The 22,435-nt window shown below is 58.2% G+C and carries 17 protein-coding genes; 11 read left to right on the top strand and 6 right to left on the bottom strand.

Annotated elements, in window-relative coordinates:
- The first annotated feature begins 23 nt into the window (after window positions 1-23).
- Window positions 24-620 (top strand): biotin transporter BioY, encoded by a 597-nt coding sequence (locus tag QMZ18_RS10085; protein WP_282606152.1) that lies wholly within the window; start codon window positions 24-26, stop codon window positions 618-620.
- Between the two features lie 33 nt (window positions 621-653).
- The gene (locus QMZ18_RS10080) at window positions 654-3,017 is read left to right on the top strand and encodes a xanthine dehydrogenase family protein molybdopterin-binding subunit (protein ID WP_282606151.1); all 2,364 of its coding nucleotides are present in this window, start codon (window positions 654-656) and stop codon (window positions 3,015-3,017) included.
- Between the two features lie 15 nt (window positions 3,018-3,032).
- Here the strand turns inward: QMZ18_RS10080 and QMZ18_RS10075 are convergent, their stop codons facing one another.
- Entirely contained in the window at window positions 3,033-4,451 is a 1,419-nt protein-coding gene (locus QMZ18_RS10075; RefSeq protein ID WP_282606150.1) for a short-chain fatty acyl-CoA regulator family protein, read from the bottom strand.
- A 145-nt stretch (window positions 4,452-4,596) separates the two neighbouring features.
- Here QMZ18_RS10075 and QMZ18_RS10070 point away from each other — a divergent pair, with 145 nt between their 5' ends.
- The 5 genes from QMZ18_RS10070 (at window position 4,597) to QMZ18_RS10050 (ending at window position 12,849) form a co-directional block, all read left to right on the top strand.
- The gene (locus QMZ18_RS10070) at window positions 4,597-5,175 is read left to right on the top strand and encodes a biotin transporter BioY (RefSeq protein WP_282606149.1); all 579 of its coding nucleotides are present in this window, start codon (window positions 4,597-4,599) and stop codon (window positions 5,173-5,175) included.
- Window positions 5,175-6,707, top strand: coding sequence for an acyl-CoA carboxylase subunit beta (locus QMZ18_RS10065; RefSeq protein ID WP_282606148.1), 1,533 nt, complete (start codon window positions 5,175-5,177; stop codon window positions 6,705-6,707). The genes QMZ18_RS10070 and QMZ18_RS10065 overlap by 1 nt, the downstream gene beginning before the upstream one ends.
- 9 nt (window positions 6,708-6,716) lie before the next feature.
- Complete coding sequence (locus tag QMZ18_RS10060; RefSeq protein WP_282606147.1) at window positions 6,717-8,723, top strand: acetyl/propionyl/methylcrotonyl-CoA carboxylase subunit alpha; 2,007 nt, start codon at window positions 6,717-6,719, stop codon at window positions 8,721-8,723.
- On the top strand, window positions 8,720-10,855 hold the full coding sequence (gene scpA, locus QMZ18_RS10055; RefSeq protein WP_282606146.1) for a methylmalonyl-CoA mutase: 2,136 nt from the start codon (window positions 8,720-8,722) through the stop codon (window positions 10,853-10,855). The genes QMZ18_RS10060 and scpA overlap by 4 nt, the downstream gene beginning before the upstream one ends.
- Window positions 10,856-10,923: 68 nt before the next feature.
- A complete protein-coding gene (locus tag QMZ18_RS10050) occupies window positions 10,924-12,849 on the top strand; it encodes a propionyl-CoA synthetase (RefSeq protein ID WP_282606145.1) in 1,926 nt (641 codons plus the stop codon).
- A gap of 16 nt (window positions 12,850-12,865) precedes the next feature.
- On the opposite strand, the gene QMZ18_RS10045 is transcribed toward QMZ18_RS10050, so the two are convergent.
- Together QMZ18_RS10045 and QMZ18_RS10040 are read right to left on the bottom strand one after the other, a co-directional pair.
- Entirely contained in the window at window positions 12,866-14,257 is a 1,392-nt protein-coding gene (locus QMZ18_RS10045) for a sensor histidine kinase (protein ID WP_282606144.1), read from the bottom strand.
- Window positions 14,254-14,922, bottom strand: coding sequence for a response regulator transcription factor (locus tag QMZ18_RS10040; RefSeq protein ID WP_282606143.1), 669 nt, complete (start codon window positions 14,920-14,922; stop codon window positions 14,254-14,256). Before QMZ18_RS10040 ends, QMZ18_RS10045 begins: the two co-directional genes overlap by 4 nt.
- Before the next feature lie 185 nt (window positions 14,923-15,107).
- On the opposite strand from QMZ18_RS10040, the gene QMZ18_RS10035 reads away from it, so the two are divergent.
- The 3 genes from QMZ18_RS10035 (at window position 15,108) to QMZ18_RS10025 (ending at window position 19,434) form a co-directional block, all read left to right on the top strand.
- On the top strand, window positions 15,108-16,199 hold the full coding sequence (locus tag QMZ18_RS10035) for a tripartite tricarboxylate transporter substrate binding protein (RefSeq protein ID WP_282606142.1): 1,092 nt from the start codon (window positions 15,108-15,110) through the stop codon (window positions 16,197-16,199).
- Window positions 16,200-16,287: 88 nt separating this feature from the next.
- Window positions 16,288-18,312, top strand: a complete 2,025-nt coding sequence (locus tag QMZ18_RS10030; RefSeq protein ID WP_282606141.1) for a tripartite tricarboxylate transporter permease — start codon at window positions 16,288-16,290, stop codon at window positions 18,310-18,312.
- A 30-nt stretch (window positions 18,313-18,342) separates the two neighbouring features.
- Window positions 18,343-19,434: a 4-oxalomesaconate tautomerase gene (locus QMZ18_RS10025; protein WP_282606140.1), complete on the top strand. Its 1,092-nt coding sequence runs from the start codon at window positions 18,343-18,345 to the stop codon at window positions 19,432-19,434.
- 91 nt (window positions 19,435-19,525) lie between these two features.
- On the opposite strand, the gene QMZ18_RS10020 is transcribed toward QMZ18_RS10025, so the two are convergent.
- The 3 genes from QMZ18_RS10020 to QMZ18_RS10010 are packed head-to-tail and all read right to left on the bottom strand — an operon-like array spanning window position 19,526 to window position 21,648.
- Window positions 19,526-19,885, bottom strand: coding sequence for a hypothetical protein (locus tag QMZ18_RS10020; protein WP_282606139.1), 360 nt, complete (start codon window positions 19,883-19,885; stop codon window positions 19,526-19,528).
- Window positions 19,886-19,930: 45 nt separating this feature from the next.
- Window positions 19,931-20,701 carry a sulfite exporter TauE/SafE family protein gene (locus QMZ18_RS10015; protein WP_282606138.1) on the bottom strand — a complete coding sequence of 257 codons (771 nt, stop codon included), beginning with the start codon at window positions 20,699-20,701 and terminating at the stop codon, window positions 19,931-19,933.
- The gene (locus tag QMZ18_RS10010; RefSeq protein WP_282606137.1) at window positions 20,698-21,648 is read right to left on the bottom strand and encodes a D-2-hydroxyacid dehydrogenase family protein; all 951 of its coding nucleotides are present in this window, start codon (window positions 21,646-21,648) and stop codon (window positions 20,698-20,700) included. Before QMZ18_RS10010 ends, QMZ18_RS10015 begins: the two co-directional genes overlap by 4 nt.
- 67 nt (window positions 21,649-21,715) lie before the next feature.
- Between QMZ18_RS10010 and QMZ18_RS10005 the strand changes: the two genes are divergently transcribed.
- Entirely contained in the window at window positions 21,716-22,342 is a 627-nt protein-coding gene (locus QMZ18_RS10005; RefSeq protein ID WP_282606136.1) for a GntR family transcriptional regulator, read from the top strand.
- Window positions 22,343-22,435: the final 93 nt, after the last annotated feature.

Here is a 22,435-nt window from a genome sequence, read left to right as displayed (position 1 = left end):
TACTGAAGGTACAGGAGAGGTAAATGCTTACATCTACGGTTTCTCATCCCACCCTTGTCGATACGCTATGGGATCGCGACAAAGCGGCCGTTCGCAACATCGTTCTTGCGGTTTTCGGCAGTGCGGCGCTCTGGATCTCGGCCAAAATTCAGGTGCCCTTCTTTCCGGTGCCCATGACCATGCAGACCCTTGTCGTTCTCGCGATCGGCATGGCCTATGGCTGGCGCTTGGGGGCGGCGACGATACTTTTGTATCTCGCCGAAGGCGCTGCCGGTCTGCCGGTCTTTGCGGGAACACCCGAGAAAGGGATTGGTCTGGCTTACATGGTCGGCCCGACCGGTGGATATCTGGCCGGGTTCCTCGTCGCTGCCGTTGCCGTTGGTTGGCTTGCGGAGAGAGGTTGGGACCGCTCGATCCTCAAAACCGCTGCCGCAATGTTTATCGGCAATGCTCTGATCTATCTGCTTGGCCTTCTTTGGCTCGGAACAATCGTCGGCTGGGATAAACCCGTTCTGGACTGGGGTCTCCTGCCGTTCCTCCCGGGCGATGCCGCAAAACTCCTTCTGGCCGCCATTGCGATGCCGTTGGCATGGCGCCTGGTCAAACGCGACAAGCGTTAGACAATTGCGCTAGACGACGAGGAGGGGCTGGGTATGAGCGAGTGGATCGGTAAACCTCTTCGTCGGAAAGAAGATGCCAGGTTTGTCACCGGGGCGGGTAACTATGTCGCCGATGTTGCCGACAAGTTATCGGGCATCGTGTGTCTTCACATCGTGCGCTCGCCCCATGCCTGCGCGGAAATCGGAGCAATCCGTATAGATCGTGCCCTGCAGCAGCCGGGCGTTCTGGATATTTTTACTGGAAAAGAGCTGTCGGCGGCCGGCATTGGCGGTTTGCCTTGCGCCTGGCCGGTGAACAGCCGGGACGGCACGCCAATGGCTGCCCCGGAACACCCGGTTCTGGTTACAGGGCGGGCTCTGCATGTTGGTGATCCGGTTGTAGCCGTTGTCGCGAAAACAGCTGAAGCAGCCGAAGCAGCGGCCGAAATGATCGAAATCGACTATTCGGTCCTGCCCAGCCAAACGGACCTTGCAACTTGCCTGAAACCTCAGGCGCCCGTTGTGCATTCCGGTCTTTCGAACAATCAGTGTTTCGACTGGGAGCTGGGTAATGAGGCGCGCATTGCAGATCTCTTACAGAGTGCGCCGCATGTTGTAGAGCTTGACCTTGTACAAAACCGGGTCAATGCGAGCCCAATGGAAACCCGGGGAACGGTTGGCATCTACGACAGGGGGCGCGATCACTATACGCTCTATACCTCGAATCAAAACCCGCACCCAATCAGAGTGATGCTCTCGGCCAGCACCCTGAAGGTCCCCGAGGAGAAGATCCGCGTGATCTCGCCCGATGTTGGTGGTGGCTTCGGGATGAAGATCTATCACTACAACGAAGAAGTCCTGGTTCTGATCGCCTCGAAACGAACCGGCCGTCCGGTGCGTTGGATCGCGAGCAGGTCCGAGGCTTTTCTTGTCGATACCTACGCCCGGGATCATGTGACGAAGGTTGCGCTTGGGCTTGACGGAGATGGAAGATTCTTGGCGCTCAAGGTCGAGACCATCGCCAACATGGGAGCGTATCTTTCGACCTTCGCACCGGCCATCCCAACTTTCTTTTATGGCAATCCCCTCCCCGGTCCCTATGCACTGCGCGACGTTTATGTCCACGTCCGCGGTGCGTTTACAAATACCACCTCTGTCGACGCCTACCGCGGCGCGGGACGGCCCGAAGCGACCTATGTTCTCGAGAGGATTGTTGAGTGCGCCGCCGAAAAGCTCGGAATGGATCCCTTCGAGATCAGGCAGAAAAATCTGATAACTCCGCCACAGATTCCCTACGAAACGCCCTTTCTCTGGACCTATGATTCGGGTGATCTGCCTCGCGTGCTCAACTCTTGCCAAGAAGCGGCGGACCTGCCGGGGATTGCCGAGCGGAAACAACAATCCCGAGCACGCGGGCGGGCGCGCGGTCTTGGGATCGCCTTCTATATGGAAGCCTGCGGCATGGGACCGTCCGAAATGCTGATCGAGCAGGGTTGCGGTGGCGGGCAGTATGAAGTTTCCACTGTCCGGGTGAGCCCGACAGGCGGCATCACCGTTCTGACCGGCAGCCATTCCCACGGCCAGGGGCACGAAACGGCGTTTGCGCAGCTTGTTGCCGAAGAGACCGGGCTTGACCCCTCTCTCATAGAGATCGTCCATGGCGATACGGACAAGGTGCCCTATGGAATCGGTACCTACGGATCCAGATCTCTTGCGGTGGGCGGAAGCGCCATTTTGGGCTCGACGCGCAAAGTCGTCGCGAAAATGAAGCGCATTGCTGCGCGTATGCTCGACGCGGAACCTTCCGAGGTCGATCTTGAAGACGGAATCTTCAAGGCCCGCCCTACAAATCGGACTGCGACCTTTGTCGAGGTTGCGGGCCGGGCCTATGCGCCGGTGAACTTTCCGGAAGATCTGGAGCCGGGCCTGGAAGAAGTGACCTATTACGATCCGGAAGCCTTCACTTTTCCGTACGGATGCCATCTCGTCGAGCTGGAGGTGGACCGGGACACCGGCCGCGTATTCATTGAGCGCTATTTGGCGATCGATGACTTCGGGAGGGTCGTCAATCCGATGATCGTGGAGGGCCAGATTCATGGCGGGGCAGCGCAGGCGATTGGTCAGGCCTGCATGGAGGAATGCCGCTATGACAAGGAAACCGGCCAGCTTCTAACCGGATCCTTCATGGATTACGCCATGCCACGCGCATCCGATCTGCCTGCCGTCGAATTTCATTCCTTCGAAACCATCTGCAGCACCAATCCCGTCGGAGCCAAAGGTTGCGGCGAAGCAGCAGCCATCGCCGGTCCCGCGGCGACTATCAATGCGATTTGCAACGCCCTGCAGTCTGATGGCGTACGGCATATCGATATGCCGGCGACGCCCGAGAAAGTGTGGCGCGCGATCAACAAGGTTTAACAAGCGGCTGGATGTTCAGCGAAAGGCGTAGGGAATCGTATTCCGGACGTTGGGATCGACTTCCAGCGCGCGCTTTAAGGGTGGAACGGCCCGCTGGTGGCATCCTCGGCGCTCGCAGATGCGGCAGGAGATCCCGATGGGCTCGAAGGCTTGCTCGCGTTCAAGGTCGAGATCGTCCGCATAGACCAATTCCGAGGCATGTTTGATCTCGCAGCCCAATGCAAGGGCGTAGCGCTGAGCGGGATCGCGGAAACCGCCGCCACGCTTGGTCACCGCCATGGCGAGACAGAGATAGCGCATGCCATCGGGCGTTTCGGCCAGTTGCCGGATAATCCGCGTTGGGGTTTCGAATGCCCGATGAACATTCCAGAGCGGGCAGGCCGAACCGAAGCGCGCGAACTGCAGCTTGGTCGCGCTGTGGCGTTTGGTGATGGTGCCGGCCTGGTCGACCCGGGCGAAGAAAAACGGCACGCCCTTTTGCCCCGGTCTTTGCAGTGTGCTCAGGCGATGTGCGACCTGTTCGTGGCTGGCGCCGAATCTGTCACCCAGAAGATCGAGATCGTGTTTGAGTTCACGCGCTGCGCCGGCGAAGGTTTCATAGGGCAGCAAGGCACTTCCGGCGAAGTAGTTTGCGAGGCCAATACGGCAGACGGGAGCGGCATCCTGGGACCGGAACTCGGCGGTTTCCACAATTGAATCGATGATCCGACTGTGCTCCAGGATTGCGATCTGATGGGCAATCTGAAAGGCGTGAGTTGAAGGTGTGACGGTCGGGTTGAGTGTCAAAACCCGGCCTGTCGGGTCGTAGCGCCGGATCGCACCAGGCGCATCGGTATCGTTGCCGATCACAACCCGCACCCGATGGCGCCGTTCCACATAATCGGCGAGTACACGAACCCGGTTGCGCGAGCCGCCCGCGAGTTCGTTAGCGAGCTTTTCGGCTGCCAGATCCAGGTCGTGGATGTAGTTGTCGCGATAGTGAAAGAAATCCCGCACTTCCTCGTAGGGTGTCGGCTCGTTCAAGGCGCCGGAACGCTCCAGAGTCTCGTCCAGCTCCGCCAGCTGTTCGCCGGCGCGGCGCAGGGCCTGATGCATGGAAAGAAAAGCCCGCGCCATGGTCGGGGCGTTCTGGACCACGACCTTTAGGTCTTGTTTGGTGGGTTGCTGGCCGCCGAGGAGTGGATCGGCCACGGCCTCAGCCATATCGGCAATCAAACGGTCGTCGTCATGTTCCGACAAGCTTGAAATATCGATTGTAAAGGCTTCGGCAAGCGAAAGCAGGACCGGCGCGGTGATGTGGCGTTGATTGTTTTCGAGCTGGTTCAGGTAGCTTGTTGAGATGCCAAGCCGATCGGCGAAGGCTGCCTGGGTCAGGGTGTTTGCTTGCCGAATCTCTTTAATCTGGCGCCCGACAAAAAGCTTTCTTGCACGCATTGTTCGCTTTTTTGCAAATAATTAGTTGCAACATTAATAAATTAGCAACGCCACATTTTCAACCCTGATATTAGATCGGTAGGAGGTGTAAACAGCAGCCCAGGTTACCAAGACCCGGCATGTTTCCAAGATATGGAGAGATAAAGTGACATTGCATGCAGCGCTTTCGAAGAATTTTGACGAATCGATGCTCCGGAACGTCGGTATTGCTATTGTCGGGTCGTTGCTCCTGACGCTGTCGGCGAAGGTTTCGATTCCCTTTTACCCGGTTCCGCTGACCTTGCAGACCTTTGTCGTGATCGGTCTGGGTTTGGCTCTGGGTCCAACATTGGGCTTGGCTGCCGTGGGGCTTTATCTGATGCAGGGAGCATTTGGACTTCCGGTTTTTGCCGGCACCCCTGAAAAGGGCATCGGTCTTGCCTATATGGCCGGCCCAACCGGTGGTTACTTGCTCGGCTATCTCTTTGCCGCCTTTGCGGCAGGACTGCTGGCGAAGCGCGGATGGGACAGGAATGTCTTTGGCGCCTTTGCGGCCGCCTTGGTTGGGGGTGTCGTTCTCTATCTCCCCGGTCTCCTTTGGCTTGGGTCTCTCTTCGGTTGGGACAAACCAATCCTAGAGTGGGGGCTTTATCCCTTCGTGTTGGGCGATCTGACGAAAGCTGCCCTGGCAGCCGCCGTGTTTCCAGCGGCCTGGCGGTTCCTTAAGGCGCGGGGGATTGGCTGATGCAGGAGATCCTTGAACAGCTTGAGAGGCGTCGCGAACAGGCCTGGCTGGGTGGTGGTCAGCGCCGGATCGATGCCCAACATGCCAAGGGAAAGCTGACGGCGCGCGAACGGCTCGAAGTTCTGCTCGACGAAGGTTCCTTCGAAGAATACGACATGTACAAAACCCATCGCTGCAGCGACTTCGGGATGGGTGAGGTTGAAATTCCGGGCGATGGTGTGGTGACCGGTTGGGGCACGATCAATGGCCGTCCGGTTTATGTTTTTAGCCAGGACTTTACGGTTCTCGGCGGCTCCCTGTCAGAAACCCATGCCGAAAAGATCTGTAAGGTGATGGATCTTGCCGTCCAGAACGGCGTCCCCATTATCGGACTGAACGATTCCGGCGGCGCGCGCATCCAGGAAGGTGTTGCGTCTCTGGGCGGCTATGCCGAGGTTTTCTGGCGCAACGTTCAGGCCTCCGGCGTGATCCCGCAGATTTCGGTGATTATGGGGCCCTGCGCGGGGGGAGCCGTCTATTCGCCTGCCATGACCGACTTCATCTACATGGTGAAGGACACCAGCTACATGTTTGTGACCGGTCCCGATGTGGTCAAAACGGTCACGAACGAAATCGTTACGGCCGAAGAACTGGGCGGCGCCTCAACCCATACCAAGAAGTCCTCGGTTGCCGACGGCGCCTTCGAAAACGACCTGGAAGCTTTGCTCGAGATCCGGCGTCTCTTCGATTTTCTGCCGCTCTCCTTTCGCGAAGCGCCACCGGTTCTGCCGACAGCTGACGATCCGGAGCGGCTGGAAACGTCGCTCGATACCATCATCCCGGACAACGCCAATAAGCCTTACGACATGCACGAGGTTATCGCGAAGATCGCGGACGAGGGCGAGTTCTTCGAGGTTCAACAGGCGCACGCCGGTAACATTCTTTGCGGTTTCATCCGGCTGAACGGCTCGACGGTGGGGGTGGTCGCAAACCAGCCCATGGTGCTGGCCGGTTGCCTTGATATCGACAGCTCGAAAAAGGCCGGGCGCTTCGTGCGCTTCTGCGACGCCTTTAACATTCCGCTGCTCACCTTAGTCGATGTCCCGGGCTTCCTGCCGGGTGTCGGGCAGGAATATGGCGGAATCATCAAGCACGGCGCAAAGCTGCTCTTTGCCTACGCCGAAGCGACGGTGCCGAAGGTCACGGTGATTACGCGCAAGGCCTATGGCGGTGCCTATGACGTCATGGCCTCCAAACATATTCGCGCCGACGTCAACTATGCCTGGCCGACCGCACAGATTGCAGTCATGGGCGCCAAGGGCGCGACCGAGATTCTCTACCGTTCCGAACTCGGCGATCCTGACAAGATCGCGCAACGCACGAAGGAATACGAAGACCGTTTCGCCAATCCCTTCATCGCAGCGCAACGCGGTTTCATCGACGAGGTGATCATGCCGCACTCCACGCGCCGGCGGGTGGTTCGTGCTTTCGAGTCCTTAAAGACCAAGAAACAGAGTCTGCCCGAAAAGAAACACGACAACATTCCGATTTAGGTGGCTGAAATGTTCAAGAAAATACTGGTTGCCAATCGTGGTGAGATCGCCTGCCGGGTCTTTAAGACCGCCAGGCGCCTGGGAATCGGCACTGTCGCCGTTTATTCTGACGCCGATAGAGACGCCGTCCATGTTCAAATGGCGGACGAGGCCGTTCATATCGGTCCTTCGCCGGCCGCCGACAGCTATCTGGTGATCGACAAGATCATCGATGCCTGTAAGGAGAGCGGTGCGGATGCGGTGCATCCAGGGTATGGCTTTCTTTCAGAGCGCTCCGCCTTTGCCGAGCGCCTGAAGGCTGAAGGCATTACCTTTATCGGTCCGCCGCCCAATGCGATTGACGCCATGGGCGACAAGATCACCTCCAAAAAGATCGCCGCCGAGGCCAATGTTTCGACTGTCCCCGGCTATATGGGACTGATCGACAGCGCGGAACATGCCGCTGAGATCGCATCCGGCATCGGTTATCCGGTGATGATCAAGGCCTCGGCCGGCGGTGGCGGAAAAGGCATGCGCGTCGCATGGAACGACGATGAAGCGCGGGAAGGTTTCGAGCGCTCGAAGTCCGAAGCCGCGTCGAGTTTTGGCGATGACCGGATCTTTATCGAAAAGTTCGTCACTGAACCCCGTCACATCGAAATCCAGATACTCGCCGACCAGCATGGCAACTGTATTTACGCCGGTGAGCGGGAGTGCTCGATCCAGCGACGGAATCAGAAAGTCGTGGAAGAAGCGCCGTCGCCGTTTCTCGATCCGGAAACCCGTAAAGCCATGGGGGAGCAGTCGGTCGCGCTGGCCCAGGCGGTGGGCTATCACTCTGCCGGCACGGTTGAATTCATCGCCGACAAGAACCGCAATTTCTATTTCTTGGAGATGAACACCCGCTTGCAGGTCGAGCACCCGGTGACCGAACTGATCACCGGAATCGACTTGGTCGAGCAGATGATCCGCGTTGCGGCAGGCGAAAAACTCGACTTCACCCAAGAACAGGTGACTTTGAATGGCTGGGCGGTGGAAAGCCGGCTCTACGCGGAGGATCCTTACCGCAAGTTCCTGCCGTCGATCGGACGTCTGACCGGGTACAAACCGCCGGAAGAAACCGCGGGCTCGGATCTTGCCGTCCGCAACGACACCGGCGTCGTCGAGGGTTCCGAGATCTCGATGTTTTACGACCCGATGATCGCAAAGCTCTGCACCTGGGCGCCGACGCGTTTGGAGGCTGTCGATGCCATGGCGGATGCCCTGGACCAGTTCGTTGTCGAGGGCGTGGGGAACAACCTTCCCTTCCTATCGGCTCTGATGGATCATCCGCGTTGGCGCGACGGCCGGCTGACCACCGGCTTTATCGCCGAGGAATACCCGGACGGCTTTATGGGCGTTACGCCCGATGAAACTATGGAACGGCGCCTCGCGGCCACTGCCACCGTCTTGAACCGGATCCTGGAAAACCGGCGGGCAGACATCTCTGGGAACCGTTTCCGCAGGAAACAGGCTGCCGGCACAGAAAAACGTGTGGTTTGCCTTGAGGAAAAGCGCATCCTGGTCGGGTTGGAGACTGAGGTCGACGGATATCTCGTTTCCTTCGGCGGCGATGCGGGATTGGTTGTCAGGACGGCTTGGTCACCGGGATGCGCCGTCGCCGAAATGCAGATTGACGGGGCGGCATATTGGTTCAAGGTTTCCGCAATTCCTGGTGGCTTTCGCCTCCGGCATCGCGGGGCTGACTGCAGGCTTCAGGTCCTTGTGCCGCGCCTGGCAGAGCTTGCCGACCGAATGCCGCGCAAGGAACCACCGGATACCTCCAACCTGTTGCTTTGCCCCATGCCCGGCTTGGTGATCGCACTGCACGTAAATGAAGGCGACACCGTCGAGGAAGGACAGACACTCGCAATCGTCGAAGCCATGAAAATGGAGAACGTTCTGCGCGCCGACAAGTCGGCTGTGATCGGCAAGATACCGGTCAGCGTCGGTGACAGCCTTGCGGTCGACGACATCATCATGGAGTTCGCAGCATGAGTGATAACATCGATAGCTGGAACAGCCTGGCATCTCATGAGCTCAAAGGCGGTGATCTGGGCAAGCTGGAAAAAGCAACACCGGAAGGTCTGACGATCAAGCCGCTTTACACGGTGGATGATCTGCCCGAAGAGGCGGCCGGAGAAGTCCCCGGGGTCGCGCCCTTCACGCGCGGAGTGCGGGCGACCATGTATGCCGGCAGGCCCTGGACGATCAGGCAATATGCCGGCTTTTCGACGGCGGAGGAGTCCAACGCCTTCTATCGCAAGAACCTGGCAGCGGGGCAAAAGGGACTTTCCGTCGCTTTCGATCTCGCGACCCATCGCGGTTACGATTCCGATCATCCACGGGTGGTCGGCGACGTCGGCAAGGCGGGTGTTGCCATCGACAGCGTCGAGGACATGAAGATCCTCTTCGACAGTATCCCGCTGGATCAGATGTCGGTCTCAATGACCATGAACGGCGCGGTGATCCCGGTTCTGGCCATGTTTATCGTGGCTGGTGAAGAACAGGGAGTAGCGCCTGCCAAGCTATCCGGGACGATCCAGAACGACATCCTGAAAGAGTTCATGGTGCGGAACACCTATATCTATCCGCCCGAACCTTCCATGCGCATCATCGCGGACATCATCGCCTACACTGCAAAGGAGATGCCGAAGTTCAACTCGATCTCGATCTCCGGCTATCACATGCAGGAAGCCGGCTCAACCTTGGCGCAGGAGCTTGCTTATACGCTGGCAGACGGCATGGAATATGTCCGGGCCGCCATGTCCAAGGGGCTCGATGTCGACGACTTTGCGGGACGGCTCTCGTTCTTCTTCTGTATCGGCATGAATTTCTTTATGGAGGCCGCGAAACTCCGCGCCGCGCGTCAGCTCTGGGCCAAAATCATGACCGATTTCGGCGCCAGATCCGAGCGTTCGAAAATGCTGCGGACCCATTGTCAGACCTCTGGTGTGTCACTCACCGAACAAGACCCCTACAACAACGTCGTGCGCACGGCCTTTGAAGCCATGGCCGCCGTTCTGGGGGGAACCCAGTCGCTGCACACCAATTCGTTTGATGAAGCTATCGCCTTGCCGACCGAATTCTCGGCGCGTATCGCCCGCAATACACAACTTATTTTGCAACACGAAACGGGCGTGACCGACGTTGTGGATCCGTTGGGTGGATCCTATTACATCGAACGCCTGACCAAGGATCTTGCCGACGAGGCCTGGGCGATGATCCAGGAAGTCGAGGCGCTGGGCGGAATGACCAAGGCCGTCGAGCAGGGGCTGCCTAAGATGCGGATCGAGGAAGCCGCCGCCAAACGCCAGGCGCGCATCGATCAGCGCGAAGACGTGGTCGTCGGTGTCAACAAATACACTCTTGAGAACGAGCCGCCCGTCGATATTCTGGACATCGACAATGTCAAGGTACGCGAAGCGCAGATCGCCCGTCTGACACGTGTGCGCAAGACGCGAAACAAAGCGCTCTGCAATGACGCGCTGAAGGATTTGGCGGCGGTCGCGGCAACGGGACAGGGCAATCTGCTGGAAGCTGCCGTCGTGGCGGCGAGAGCCCGCGCCAGTCTGGGTGAGATCTCTAACGCCATGGAACAGGCCTTCGATCGGCACAAGGCGGCAACCCGGGTCATTGCCGGAGTTTATGACCAAGTCTATGCGGGGGATGTGGAGTACGAATCCCTCCAAAAGCGCATCCTGGATTTCGCCGAAAGTAACGGGCGTAAACCGCATATTCTGCTTGCCAAGATGGGACAGGATGGGCACGACCGCGGCGCCAAAGTGATCGCCACCGCCTTCGCCGACATGGGCTTTACCGTCGACCTCTCGGAAATGTTCGAAACCCCGCAGGAAGTGGCCGAGAAGGCGATCGCTTTGAAGGTTGATGTCGTCGGAGTCTCCTCTCTCGCGGCAGGACATAAGACCCTGATCCCGGAGCTGATCGAGACGCTCAAAGACAAATCGACCGAGGACATCACGGTCGTTTGCGGCGGGGTCATCCCGGAACAGGATTATGGCTTCCTGCGGGCTGCAGGTGTGGCCGACATCTTCGGGCCGGGCACCAATGTGATCGAAGCGGCCAATGCCGTGCTTGGCCGCGTATCCGGCTTCAGACGCAATCGATAGAGCCGAGGTTCGGAGTCTTCGCGGCGCCCCGCAGAAGTCTCCGCAATGGGAATGAAAGGGAGGTTCAGATGACAAGCAATTCGCGGTATCACGAGACCTATGCGCGTTGGCAATCGGACCCGGAGGCTTTTTGGGCAGATTGCGCGGAGGAGTTGGACTGGTTCGAACCCTGGAGCAAGACCTTTGACCCTGACGCCGGCGTCTATGGCCGCTGGTTCACTGGCGCGTCCTGCAACACCTGCTTCAATGCGGTCGACCGTCATGTTGATTCCGGCCGCGCAGAGCAGGCGGCCCTGATCTACGACAGTGCCATGACCGGTGCCAAGCGCAGCATCACCTATGCCGAACTGCTGAGCGAAGTCGAAGCGCTCGCGGCAGTGTTGCGCGAGCGGGGTGTCGAGAAAGGCGACAGGGTCATCATCTACATGCCGATGGTGCCGGAAGCCGCTGTTGCAATGCTCGCTGCCGCGCGACTGGGGGCCGTGCACTCGGTGGTCTTTGGTGGCTTTGCTGCCGCAGAGCTGGCAACCCGGATCGAGGACTGCACCCCCAAGGCCATCATTTCCGCCTCTTGCGGGTTGGAGCCAGGACGGACTGTTGCCTACAAACCGCTGCTGGATGCCGCCATCGACATGGTTGCGCAGAAACCCGATTGCTGCGTTATCCTGCAACGAGAACAGCTTGCCGGCGAGCTGATTGAAGGCCGGGATATCGACTACGCAACCGCCGTTGCTGCGCACAAAGCAGCCGGCACCAAGGTTGCCTGTGTTTCAGTGAAAGCGACCGACCCTCTCTACATTCTCTATACCTCTGGCACCACGGGACAGCCGAAAGGGGTGGTCCGGGACAACGGCGGCCATATGGTTGCCCTGCATTGGTCCATGAAGGCGATCTATGGTGTTGAGGCTGGCGAGGTTTTCTGGGCGGCTTCCGATGTCGGTTGGGTCGTTGGTCACTCCTACATCGTTTATGCACCTCTGTTGAAGGGCTGTACTTCAGTCATCTTCGAGGGCAAGCCGGTCGGCACGCCCGACGCTGGAACCTTCTGGCGTGTGATCGATGACCACGATGTATCTGTGCTCTTCACCGCACCCACGGCCTTTCGCGCGATCAAGAAAGAAGACCCCGCCGGCAGCCTGATCCCAAACTACGATCTTTCCAGCCTGCGGTCATTGTTCCTTGCGGGCGAGCGGGCCGATCCGGACACCATCGAGTGGGCGCAGGCTAAACTGGAAGTGCCGGTGATTGACCACTGGTGGCAGACGGAAACCGGTTGGACGATTGCAGGCAATCCCTTGGGACTCGGCGCTCTGCCGGTCAAGGTTGGCTCGCCGACCGTTCCCATGCCCGGCTACGATGTTCAGGTGCTGAACGATGAGGGGCACCCGGTATCACCCGGCACACTGGGGAACATCGCTGTAAAGCTGCCGCTCCCGCCGTCCTGCCTGCCGACGCTGTGGAATGCGGATGATCGTTTTAAGGATGCCTATCTCGACGAATTTCCGGGCTATTACAAAACGGCTGATGCCGGCTTGATGGATGAAGACGGCTATCTCTTCATCATGTCGCGTACCGACGACATCATCAACGTGGCTGGTCACCGTCTCTCGACCGGAGCGATAGAAGAAGCCATCGCCAGCCATCCCAGCGTCGCGGAATGCGCCGTAATCGGTGTTGAAGATGCACTGAAAGGCCAGATCCCGGTCGGCTTTCTGATCCTGAATGCGGATGTCGAACGTCCGACGGAAAGCATCGAAAAAGAAGTGGTTCAGCAGGTCAGAAATGTCATTGGCCCGGTTGCCGCCTTCAAACTTGCCGTTTGTGTCGAGCGCCTGCCGAAAACCCGTTCTGGAAAGATTCTGCGCGGAACCATGCAAAAAATTGCAGATGGTGCCGAATGGAAAATGCCGGCGACGATCGACGATCCGACGATCCTTGCGGAGATAACGGAAACACTCGACGCGCGCGGCATCGGAACCTTTGCTCCGTCGTGACAGTCAAGCAGGGGCGTCAGGTCGATGGCTGATGTGAATCCTGACGCAGGATAATCTCGCTTCTTATCCCCTGGCCGCTCGGCGAGGGGATAAGTTGAATTCTGCCGCCATGCTGCTGGACAACGTCGCGGGCGATTGCCAGGCCCAGACCGCTACCTGAAGTCGAAGCGGAGCCGTTCACGAAGGGCTCCAGCACCTTTTCGAGATCTGCCTTCGATATTCCGACTCCATTATCCTCGACATAGGCGGTGGCCTGTCCCGATTCAGTCGAAACCCTGACTGTCACCTCTGTTTTAGAAGGATTGTGCGCGAGGGCGTTGTCGATAAGATTGGAGACCGCTTCTTCGATCAGGGTCTTGTTGGCGGTTACCATGATGGGGTTTGCGGCCGACAAAAATTCCAGTGACTGGTCTTGCCTCATGGCTTTCGGTACGAAGTGGCGCGCGACCTCGCGAGTTGATTCCACGAGATCGAAACTCTCCAGACTCTCGGCCCCGCCTTGGGCTGAGTGTATCTTGGCACTGAGCAGCAACTGGTTCACCAGCCTGCTCATGCGATCGCTGGAGGTCACGATACCTTCGACTCTTTCGCGCATATCGTCCTGCGTCTTGGCATTTGCGGCGACCTCGGCTTGTGCTTTCAATCCTGCGATCGGATTTCGGAGCTGATGAGCTGCGTCGGCAATGAAACGCTCTCGCACATCGATGGACTGCTGTACTTTTTTGAAGAGGGCATTCATGGATTGCACGAGGCTTTGTACCTCTATGGGCACCGAACGGCGGATGGGTGACAGATCGGAAGAAGAGCGCTTTTCCACTGCATTCTGTAGGTTGCGCAGCGGTTTCAAACCAATCCGGACAGCGAACCAGACGATCAGACCCGCGCTGGCAACGAGCAAGCCGAGACGAAGCAGGGATTCTCCGAACAGGCGATAGGTAAGATCCTTGCGGGAGTTGATGCTTTGCCAGGCAGTTACGGTGATCCAGCCGTTTAAATTGCGTTCGGAGACGAGCTGCCGAATGGTCACCACACGAACCGGTGTGCCTTTGTAATTTCCATCGTAAAACACCGGCACGCCGCCTTCCAGGACGACACCAGGCGCGCGCGCGGGATAGCCGGTGTAGCCGGTAACGAAGACGTTGTCGGGACCTGCGACGTGATAGAAAAACTGATCGCCGAGGTTTTCGGTGAGAGCTTCCAGAACGTTCTCCGATAACAGGTCGCCGTTCGAAGCCAGGACGTTTTCCGACACTGTAAACATCACAGCCAGCAGCGTTTTGTCGTAAAGTTCGTCCGCCGTCTTTCTGGCGGTGAAGAAGGTCTCCAATGATTCGATGACCGCGATCAGGCTCAGCGGGAGGAGTAGTAACAGCAGCAGACGGGTGCGAATAGCGTGTACGCGCTTCATGGATTTTCTTCCATGCAGTAACCGAGTCCACGGAAGGTTTTGATCGTGAGGCCGCAGTCGACCAGGCGTTTGCGCAAGCGGTGAACATAGAGCTCTGCGGCGGCGGCGTCTGAATCCGACCCTGTGCCATACAAGTGATCGAGGATCTGTTCTTTCGAAATTACCTGCCCCACCCGGCCGGCAAACAGCTCCAGCAACGCAAATTCGCGGCGGGGGAGATCCAGCGGAGCACCAGCCTGATAAACCCGCCGGCCCACTTGGTCGAACACAAGATCGCCGACTCGCGTCTCGAGAGTTTGTTCGAGTGAGCTGCGTCGAAGGAGTGCGCGAACGCGCGCCAGCAACTCTGCCATGTCGAAGGGCTTGACCAGATAATCGTCGGCACCCTTGTCCAGGCCGGCCACACGGTCTTTCGTATCCGAGCGCGCAGTGAGTAGAATCACCGGTGTAGAGGCTCCGCCGGCGCGAAACTCGGCAAGAACGTCAATACCGCTTTTTCCCGGAAGATTGATGTCGAGAATAACCAGATCAAGCTGTTCCTGGGACAGGAACAAGCTCGCCTCTGAGCCATTGTCGATAACGTCAACGCCGTGGCCTTCGTCCATAAGGGACGTCGCAACAGCCTTCGCTAGGGCTAAATTATCCTCGATGACGACGATTCGCACCACTCTCTCCGGTACCTGTTACGCCTGATAGGTTGGTGAAAGGTTTGGGCAGTACTCATAGTATGAGCAACCTTGCCAATGTGCAAAAGCCTGCGCGATCAGCTGGTTGTTGTGAAAAAACAATCTGGTGAAGATCTGGGTAATAGCGTCCGGATCCACCGACGAAAAGTGTTTGGGAGGATTAAATGTCAGGACGTTTTCTTAGTTTTGCGGCCAAAACTCTAGCCGGGGTGGCAGCCGCAGGTCTGCTGGCCGGTTCGGCGCTGGCTGCGGATTTTTCGGGTGAAACCGTCGAATGGGTCATCCCCTTCAAGGAAGGTGGGGGATCCGACAAATGGGCGCGGTTCTACGCGCCGCTGCTTGCTGAGGCCTTGCCGGGCAACCCCAGCATAGTCGTGAAAAATATGCCGGGCGCAGGTTCCACCAAGGGCGCTAATTGGTTTGCAGAACGCGCGAAGTCTGATGGGCTTACAATTTTTGGGACCTCCGGATCGACCCAGTTCCCTTATCTTCTCGGGGATCCGCGCGTCCGCTACGAATATTCTGACTGGAACGTGGTGCTGGCGACGGCGACCGGTGGGGTTGCTTACCTGCCTGCGGATCTGGCCGCACGTTGGAAAAAAGACCCGAAGGATGTCATTGCCAACGTTGATTTTATTTATGGATCTCAAGGCGCAACGCGTCTCGACCTCGTGCCGCTTCTGGCCTGGGAAATGTTGGGCATGAAGGTCGAACCCGTCTTCGGGATCAAAGGCCGTGGTGCAGGGCGTTTAATGTTCGAACGGGGCGAAGTTAACATCGACTACCAGACCTCTTCGGCATTCCTATCCAAGGTAACGCCGCTGGTTGAGGAAGGTAAAGCCGTGCCGATTATGACCTGGGGCGCGCTTGACGCCGAGGGCAATGTCGTCCGGGACCCGACCTTCCCCGATATTCCGACCTTTAAGGAGGTCTATACGGACGTTAAGGGCGAGGCGCCGTCGGGCGATGCTTGGGAAGCCTGGAAAGCCTTCTTTGTTGCCGGCTTCCCTGCTCAGAAAATGGTCTTCCTTCCGAAGGGCACTGAACAGGATATTATTGATACCTATTCAGCAGCCTTCAAGGCTGTGACGGAGCGCGCAGATTTCGCGGATATTTCCAAGAAGCGGCTCGGTGTTTATCCACAGTCAGTAGGTGACGATGCCAAGGCGAAGCTGGTTCAGGGCACGGTCGTGAACCAAGCGGCTAAAGACTGGATCAAGGCCTGGTTGAAGGAACGCTACGGCGTTGAGCTCTGATGTTTGAAGCTGCGCCGGATTTATCACCGGCGCAGCCTTCCTTCTCTCGGGCTATCCGGCCACTTTAAGACCAACCGAAAGAATCACGATGGACTTGCTCTCAATCGCCTTGCCGGCGTTGAGCGAAGCCTTCTCGCTTATCCTGACCCCAACGGCGATGGGATACCTGGCGGGTGGCGTACTGCTCGGACTTTGCGTTGGCGTGTTCCCAGGGCTCGGCGGCATTGCCGGTCTCTCACTGGTATTACCTTTTGTGTACGGTATGGATCCGGTTTCGGGGCTGTCCCTGATGGTCGGCCTGGTGGCGGTGATCCCGACCTCCGACACCTTCGCGTCAGTGCTGCTGGGCATCCCCGGATCGTCGGCGTCACAGGCGACAGTCCTCGATGGCTTTCCGCTTTCCAAACAGGGACAGGCGGCAAGGGCGCTCGCTGCGGCTTTCGTTTCCTCGCTCTTCGGCGGCTTGTTCGGCGCAGTCGTCCTCACATTTTTTATCCTGATTGCGCGTCCTCTGGTGCTTGCCTTCGGCGTGCCGGAGTTGTTGCTGCTCACGGTTCTTGGTTTCTCGATGGTGGGCGTGCTCGCGGGCCGTAGCCTGCTGAAAGGCCTGATCGCGGTCGGGCTGGGTATGACCGTCGGTGCGATTGGTGAAGCGCCGGCCCAAGGTTCGGCGCGACTTGACTTCGGGTCCTGGTATCTGCAGGACGGCTTCAGCCTCGTAGTGATCGGCCTGGGCATCTTTGCGGTGCCGGAGATCATTTCGCTCCTGCGTCAGGATCGCGCCATCGCCAAGGATGCGAAGCTGGGCGCCGGTTGGGGAGACGGCATCGCGGACTGGTGGCGCAACAGATGGCTTTCCATTCGTTGTGCGGCAATCGGTGTTGTCGTTGGCGTGATTCCCGGACTCGGCGGTTCGGTCGTGGATTGGATCGCCTATGGCCATACCGTACAGACGACGAAGGACCGCAGCCGCTTCGGGAATGGTGAAATTCGCGGGGTGATCGGCCCGGAATCGTCAAACAACGCGAAAGAGGGCGGAGGACTGGTGCCCACGCTCCTCTTTGGTATTCCCGGTTCCGGTTCGATGGCTGTGTTCATTGGCGGAATGATTCTTCTGGGTTATGAAGCCGGCCCCCAGATGATCAGCAACGACCTTCCCATCACCTATACGGTGGTCTGGTCGCTGGCGCTCGCCAACGTGGTGGGTGCAGGACTCTGCATCTTTCTTTCCGGTGGAATCGCCCGGCTGACCACTATCCGCTTTCCGCTGCTGGTGCCTTTCCTCTTCATGATGATCTCGTTCGCAGCCTTTCAGTCGAAACAAACGCTTTGGGATCTGGGAGCCTTGGTTGCCATTGGATTGTTGGGCATCTTCATGCGGCGTTTCGACTGGTCTCGGCCGGCGTTCCTGATTGGTTTCGTGCTTGCGGATCAAGCCGAAGTCTATGCCTACCAGGCGACCCAGATCGCCATGGTCAAGGGCCGGACGGGTGGATTGGAAGGAATGCTGTCTTATCTGTTCACGCCCGTCGGACTGATCCTTATCGCGATTATCGTTGCGTCGGTTTGGCTGGGCATGCGGCAGTCTTCGACACTGCACCAGGATGAGTCCAAGCCGGAGACCGGGGATAAACGCGGACCATTGATCTTTGCGCTGCTGGTAACTGCGTTCCTTGCTGCGGCTTTCGCAGACGCAATTTCCGTGAGTGTCCTGATCGACAAGGTCTTTCCGGTCACCGTTGCGGGCCTGTCGCTGCTGGGGGCTGTGATACTTCTGCTTCAGATGCGTCTGAGGCCGGAGACCGACGTTGTCTTCTCAGATGGCGAACGGCACGGCGAGGACGCGACGGCGCCCATTGGCTTGTGGCCGACTCTGGCCTGGTTCATCTCGCTTCTGGTTCTCACGGCGCTCTTTGGCTTCGTCATTGCTTTGGTTCTTTTCTTCATTGCATTCCTCCGGGTGCGTGCGGGGGCGAGCTGGCAAAGCATTGCCGTCATGACGATTGGTGGCGTCGGCTTCATGCTGTTGATGGCTGGAGTTCTAAACCGCGACTTTCCGCCCGGTTTGCTACAGAATTTCGTTGAGCTTCCCTGGCCCTTTGGCGGTCGCTGAGCGTCATCGAGAAATGAAAGAAGGCACGTAATGCCCCAACTGGACATTCCTTGCATAGTGATGCGCGGCGGAACCTCTCGTGGGCCGTACTTCAATGCAGCCCATCTGCCCGAAGATCTCGATCAGCTTGCGCAGGTTTTGATCTCGGCAATGGGAGCGGGATCGCCTCTTCAGGTGGACGGTATCGGTGGCGGGCAACCGACAACCAGTAAAGTTGCAATGCTGTCACCTTCGCAAGACGACTGGGCGGAAGTCGACTATTTCTTTGCTCAGGTCCATGCGGAAAAGCCTGAAGTGGATTTCTCTCCGAGTTGCGGGAATATCCTGGCAGGGGTTGGTCCGGCGGCACTGGAATTGGGGTTGGTAGAGCCTCAAGGTGATGTTACCTCAATCAAAATCCGCAATGTAAACACCGATTCTTTGATTGAAGCGAAGGTTGAGACACCGGCTGGCAAAGTCAATTACCAGGGAGACGCCCGTATTGACGGTGTCCCCGGAACAGCCGCACCTGTGATCCTGAACTTCATGAATGTGATTGGGTCGAAAACAGGTAAGCTCTTTCCAACCGGCAAGCCAATCGATGTGATTGACGGGAAAGCGGTGACTTGTATCGATGTTGCGATGCCGATGATGATTGGCCGCGCAGAGGACTTCGGCCTTACCGGTTACGAAAGCCGGGAGGAAGTCGATGCAAACGAAGCGCTTTTTGCTCTAATCGAGCCTATCCGGATCAAAGCCGGCGAGATGATGGGTTTTTCGAATGTCGCTGAATCCGTCGTGCCAAAAGTTGGTCTGCTGGCTTCACCTCGCGCAGGTGGCGCCATCGCTGCGCGCTACCTGATGCCGTGGAAATGTCATCCAAGCTATGCCGTCACTGGGTCAATCTGCACGGGCTCCTGCGTGCTGGCGCCGGGAACCGTCGCAGAGGGGTTGGAGCATTTAAGCGATGAACGACCGCTTCCACTTAAGATCGAACATCCGTCAGGCGCCATCGACGTTGTCTTCGATTATGCATTGGATAACGGCGAGTTTTACCTGAAGTCCGCCGGCCTGCTGCGTACGGCGCGCAAGCTCTTCGCCGGATCCGTTTGTATTCCCGACGATGTCTGGCCCGCGAACTAGGGGTAACCCGGGCTAGGCGGATTCGCACTGGGCGATCTGTCGTCCCGGTGACTCTAAGCGAGCCCGCTGATCCGTTTCAAAGCCGCCAACTTCAATCAAGCGCCGCTCCGCGCGCCACAGCTGGCCGCAAGGCAGAAAAGAAGCCTGAAGGCGGTAGAGGTACGTTTGCGCAGAACAGGACGATTATCCCGACCAACAACAGCAGGAGCCTGTTTCTGGGTCGTGAAGCCGCCTGAAAATCCGCCAGAATGGCTGCTGCCGGTTGGACGTGAGAGGCGGCTACCTGTAGTTCGATTCCACCCAGGGCGTGTGTTAGGTGCCACGACAATGCCAAGGTATGCCATGGGTGGGCAAAGACCTTGATCCCGGATGACTCGAGCAGTGACATCGCAAAGGCGGCCTCGTATGTGCTGTAGGCGCGACCCACTGTCGTCAATGCCGGGTTGTCCATGGCCGATGGTCCCTTTCGTCGTCGTCGAAAGCACCAAGAATAGAGTTAAGCGCGATAGGCCAGCCAGAAAAAGTTCAGGGCACCGATGACCGTCAAGATGTCGACGAGCGTTCCATGTCCTTCGTTGGTCATGCGCCGCAGGATGGACCGCCCGATCCAGTTGCCGGGAATGGTCACCAGTCCGATAAGAACGCCAAGCGTCAGATAGCGTGCGTCGAGAAGCTCCAGGCCTCCGAAGACCGAAACCCTTGTGACATTGGTCGTGAGGGCGATGACCGCCAAAGTGGCGACAAAGGCCTCTTTCCGGAGACCATAACCGAGCATAAAGGGGATGAGGAGCATTCCGGGACCAATGGATGTGCCCGATAGACCGCCATAAACGGCGCCTGCCGCGTAGAGTGTCGGCTTGCCCGCTTTGATCTCCCGGGATTTGGCCCAGCGCCGGATCGGAATGGAAGACAGAATCACGCAGCCCAGAAGGATAGCGATGGCTGTTGGCTGCAATCGACCGTAAATCAGAGCACCGGCGACAATGCAGGGAATGGCCGGCACGGCGACGGAGAAATATACACTGCGGTCGAAATCCCGCATGTTCATAAGGGCGCGCGCACTATGGCTGATCAGGAGCGCGACACTGATCACCGGCACGATTGGCTTCACGCCGATTAAGGGCGCGATGGCCGCCGACATGAGGAAGCCGCCCGCAACCCCGGTTGCACCGTGAATGGCCGAGGTGACAAGGACCACGAAACCGATTCCGATAATGGTGTAGAGTCCGAATTCGTCAACTACGCTGCCGAGTAATGCCTCGATCACGACGCAAGTACTCTGATCGGCTGCCCATCGAGCCAGGCTTCGATGGCCTCCAACATCTCACGATAAAAGATCTCGTAGGTCTCGCGCGTGACGTAGCCAATATGTGGCGTCAAAAGCAGATTGGGAGTGCTCAAGAGAGGATGATCGGGAGGTAGGGGTTCATGGTCGAACACATCCAGTGCCGCGCCCGCAATTACCCCTCCGACCAGCGCGCGTTCCAGGGCGGCCATCTCAATTATCGCGGCGCGAGAGGTGTTGACCAGATAGGCGTCCGGTTTCATCAAGAAGAGCTCGTTTGCACCGATCAAGCCCTCTGTCCGCTTGGAAAGGCGAAGGTGAACGGAGAGAAAATCGGATTCCGCGAAGAGCTGGGTTTTTTCACGGTAATCAACCCCAACTTCCGCGCAACGCTCTGTGCTCAGGTTCTCGCTCCAGGCGATGACCTTCATGCCGAAAGCCCTGCCAAAAGCGGCAACCTGGCTTCCGAGCCTCCCGAGTCCAAGAAGCCCAAGCGTGGCGCCACGCAAATCGCGCCCGATTCCTGTTTGCCACCGGCCCGCCTGCAGACTGTTGGATTGAGGCAAAAGATTGCGGGCAAGGGCAAGGATCAGGCCGAATGTCAGCTCTGCTGTTGCGTGCCCCGGCGACGATGTGCCACTGACCACGATACCTCTTTCCTCGGCGGCAGGCAGATCAATGGCACCGTTCTTCATGCCGCTGGTCACGAGCAGTTTGAGATTCGGCAAGGCCTTGATGAGGTCGCCGGTGAACGCGGTGCGTTCACGCATCAGACAGATCACGTCGAAGGAACCCAGACAGTCGGTGAGCTGCGCTGGATCAGAGATAGGATCGGTAAAGAACTGGACTGATGCCCGGTCGCGCAGCCGGTTCCAATCGGCGAAGGATCGGGCAAGCGACTGGTAGTCGTCTAGAATCGCGATTTTCACATTCGTCCCTCTTGTGTTGAATTGTATGCATTTGTATGCAATATTGGCAAGAGAAGAATGGAAGGTGATGCAGGCGCGCAGTGGGGCGGATATCTACTCCCTCTTGATCCAGGCGATCGAGGATGGGGACCTGAAGCCGGGAGACCGCTTGCGCGAAACCGAGTTGGCGGAACGTTTCGGCGTCAGCCGCACGCCAATCCGCGAAACCTTAAAGCAGCTCGAAGCGCAGGGGTTGGCGCGCCATGAGCCCAATCGCGGCATGGTTATTCCCACCCTCGAGCATGATGAAATCAACCAGCTCTATATGGTTCGAGAAGTGCTCGAAGGCACTGCGGCTCGCTTTGCGGCGCAGCATGCGACCGATGTTGAAATCGCGATCCTGCAAGACGGGGTCGCTGCCGATCGCGAGATCATCGATGAAGTCGACAAACTGGTTGCCTCCAATCGGGTGTTTCATCGCCGCTTGACCCTGGCTTCGCACAACCGTTATCTGGTCCTGCAGGTTGAGCATATGAAGCAGTACCTTTTGCTCCTGGACGGAACCACCTTTACCGACCCAGACCGCAGAGCCGGTGCGGTGGAAGAGCACAGCCGCCTTATCGAGGCGGTTGCTGCGCGCGATCTCGACAAAGCGGAAGAGTACGCAAGGCTCCATATTCGCAAGGCGCATCGGGCCCGGTTGGAAAGCCTGTGATCTTTAGACTCTCGACGGCATCGCAGTTCCACGCTTTACTTCACCGTCAGGTATGGGGGCTGGAGCGCTGACAGCGTTCTTTTTCTCGGATGA

This window comes from Pelagibius sp. Alg239-R121 (genome assembly GCF_947331435.1).
Classification (GTDB): Bacteria; Pseudomonadota; Alphaproteobacteria; order Kiloniellales; family Kiloniellaceae; genus Denitrobaculum.
Note: the sequence above shows the minus strand (reverse complement) of the source record. Positions and strands in the feature narration are given on the sequence as shown.

Coding starts and splice junctions, on each gene's coding strand:
- QMZ18_RS10085 (WP_282606152.1), top strand. CDS start 24: ATGCTTACATCTACGGTTTCTCATCCCACCCTTGTCGATACGCTATGG.
- QMZ18_RS10080 (WP_282606151.1), top strand. CDS start 654: ATGAGCGAGTGGATCGGTAAACCTCTTCGTCGGAAAGAAGATGCCAGG.
- QMZ18_RS10075 (WP_282606150.1), bottom strand. CDS start 4,451: ATGCGTGCAAGAAAGCTTTTTGTCGGGCGCCAGATTAAAGAGATTCGG.
- QMZ18_RS10065 (WP_282606148.1), top strand. CDS start 5,175: ATGCAGGAGATCCTTGAACAGCTTGAGAGGCGTCGCGAACAGGCCTGG.
- QMZ18_RS10060 (WP_282606147.1), top strand. CDS start 6,717: ATGTTCAAGAAAATACTGGTTGCCAATCGTGGTGAGATCGCCTGCCGG.
- scpA (WP_282606146.1), top strand. CDS start 8,720: ATGAGTGATAACATCGATAGCTGGAACAGCCTGGCATCTCATGAGCTC.
- QMZ18_RS10050 (WP_282606145.1), top strand. CDS start 10,924: ATGACAAGCAATTCGCGGTATCACGAGACCTATGCGCGTTGGCAATCG.
- QMZ18_RS10045 (WP_282606144.1), bottom strand. CDS start 14,257: ATGAAGCGCGTACACGCTATTCGCACCCGTCTGCTGCTGTTACTACTC.
- QMZ18_RS10035 (WP_282606142.1), top strand. CDS start 15,108: ATGTCAGGACGTTTTCTTAGTTTTGCGGCCAAAACTCTAGCCGGGGTG.
- QMZ18_RS10030 (WP_282606141.1), top strand. CDS start 16,288: ATGGACTTGCTCTCAATCGCCTTGCCGGCGTTGAGCGAAGCCTTCTCG.
- QMZ18_RS10025 (WP_282606140.1), top strand. CDS start 18,343: ATGCCCCAACTGGACATTCCTTGCATAGTGATGCGCGGCGGAACCTCT.
- QMZ18_RS10020 (WP_282606139.1), bottom strand. CDS start 19,885: ATGGACAACCCGGCATTGACGACAGTGGGTCGCGCCTACAGCACATAC.
- QMZ18_RS10005 (WP_282606136.1), top strand. CDS start 21,716: ATGCAGGCGCGCAGTGGGGCGGATATCTACTCCCTCTTGATCCAGGCG.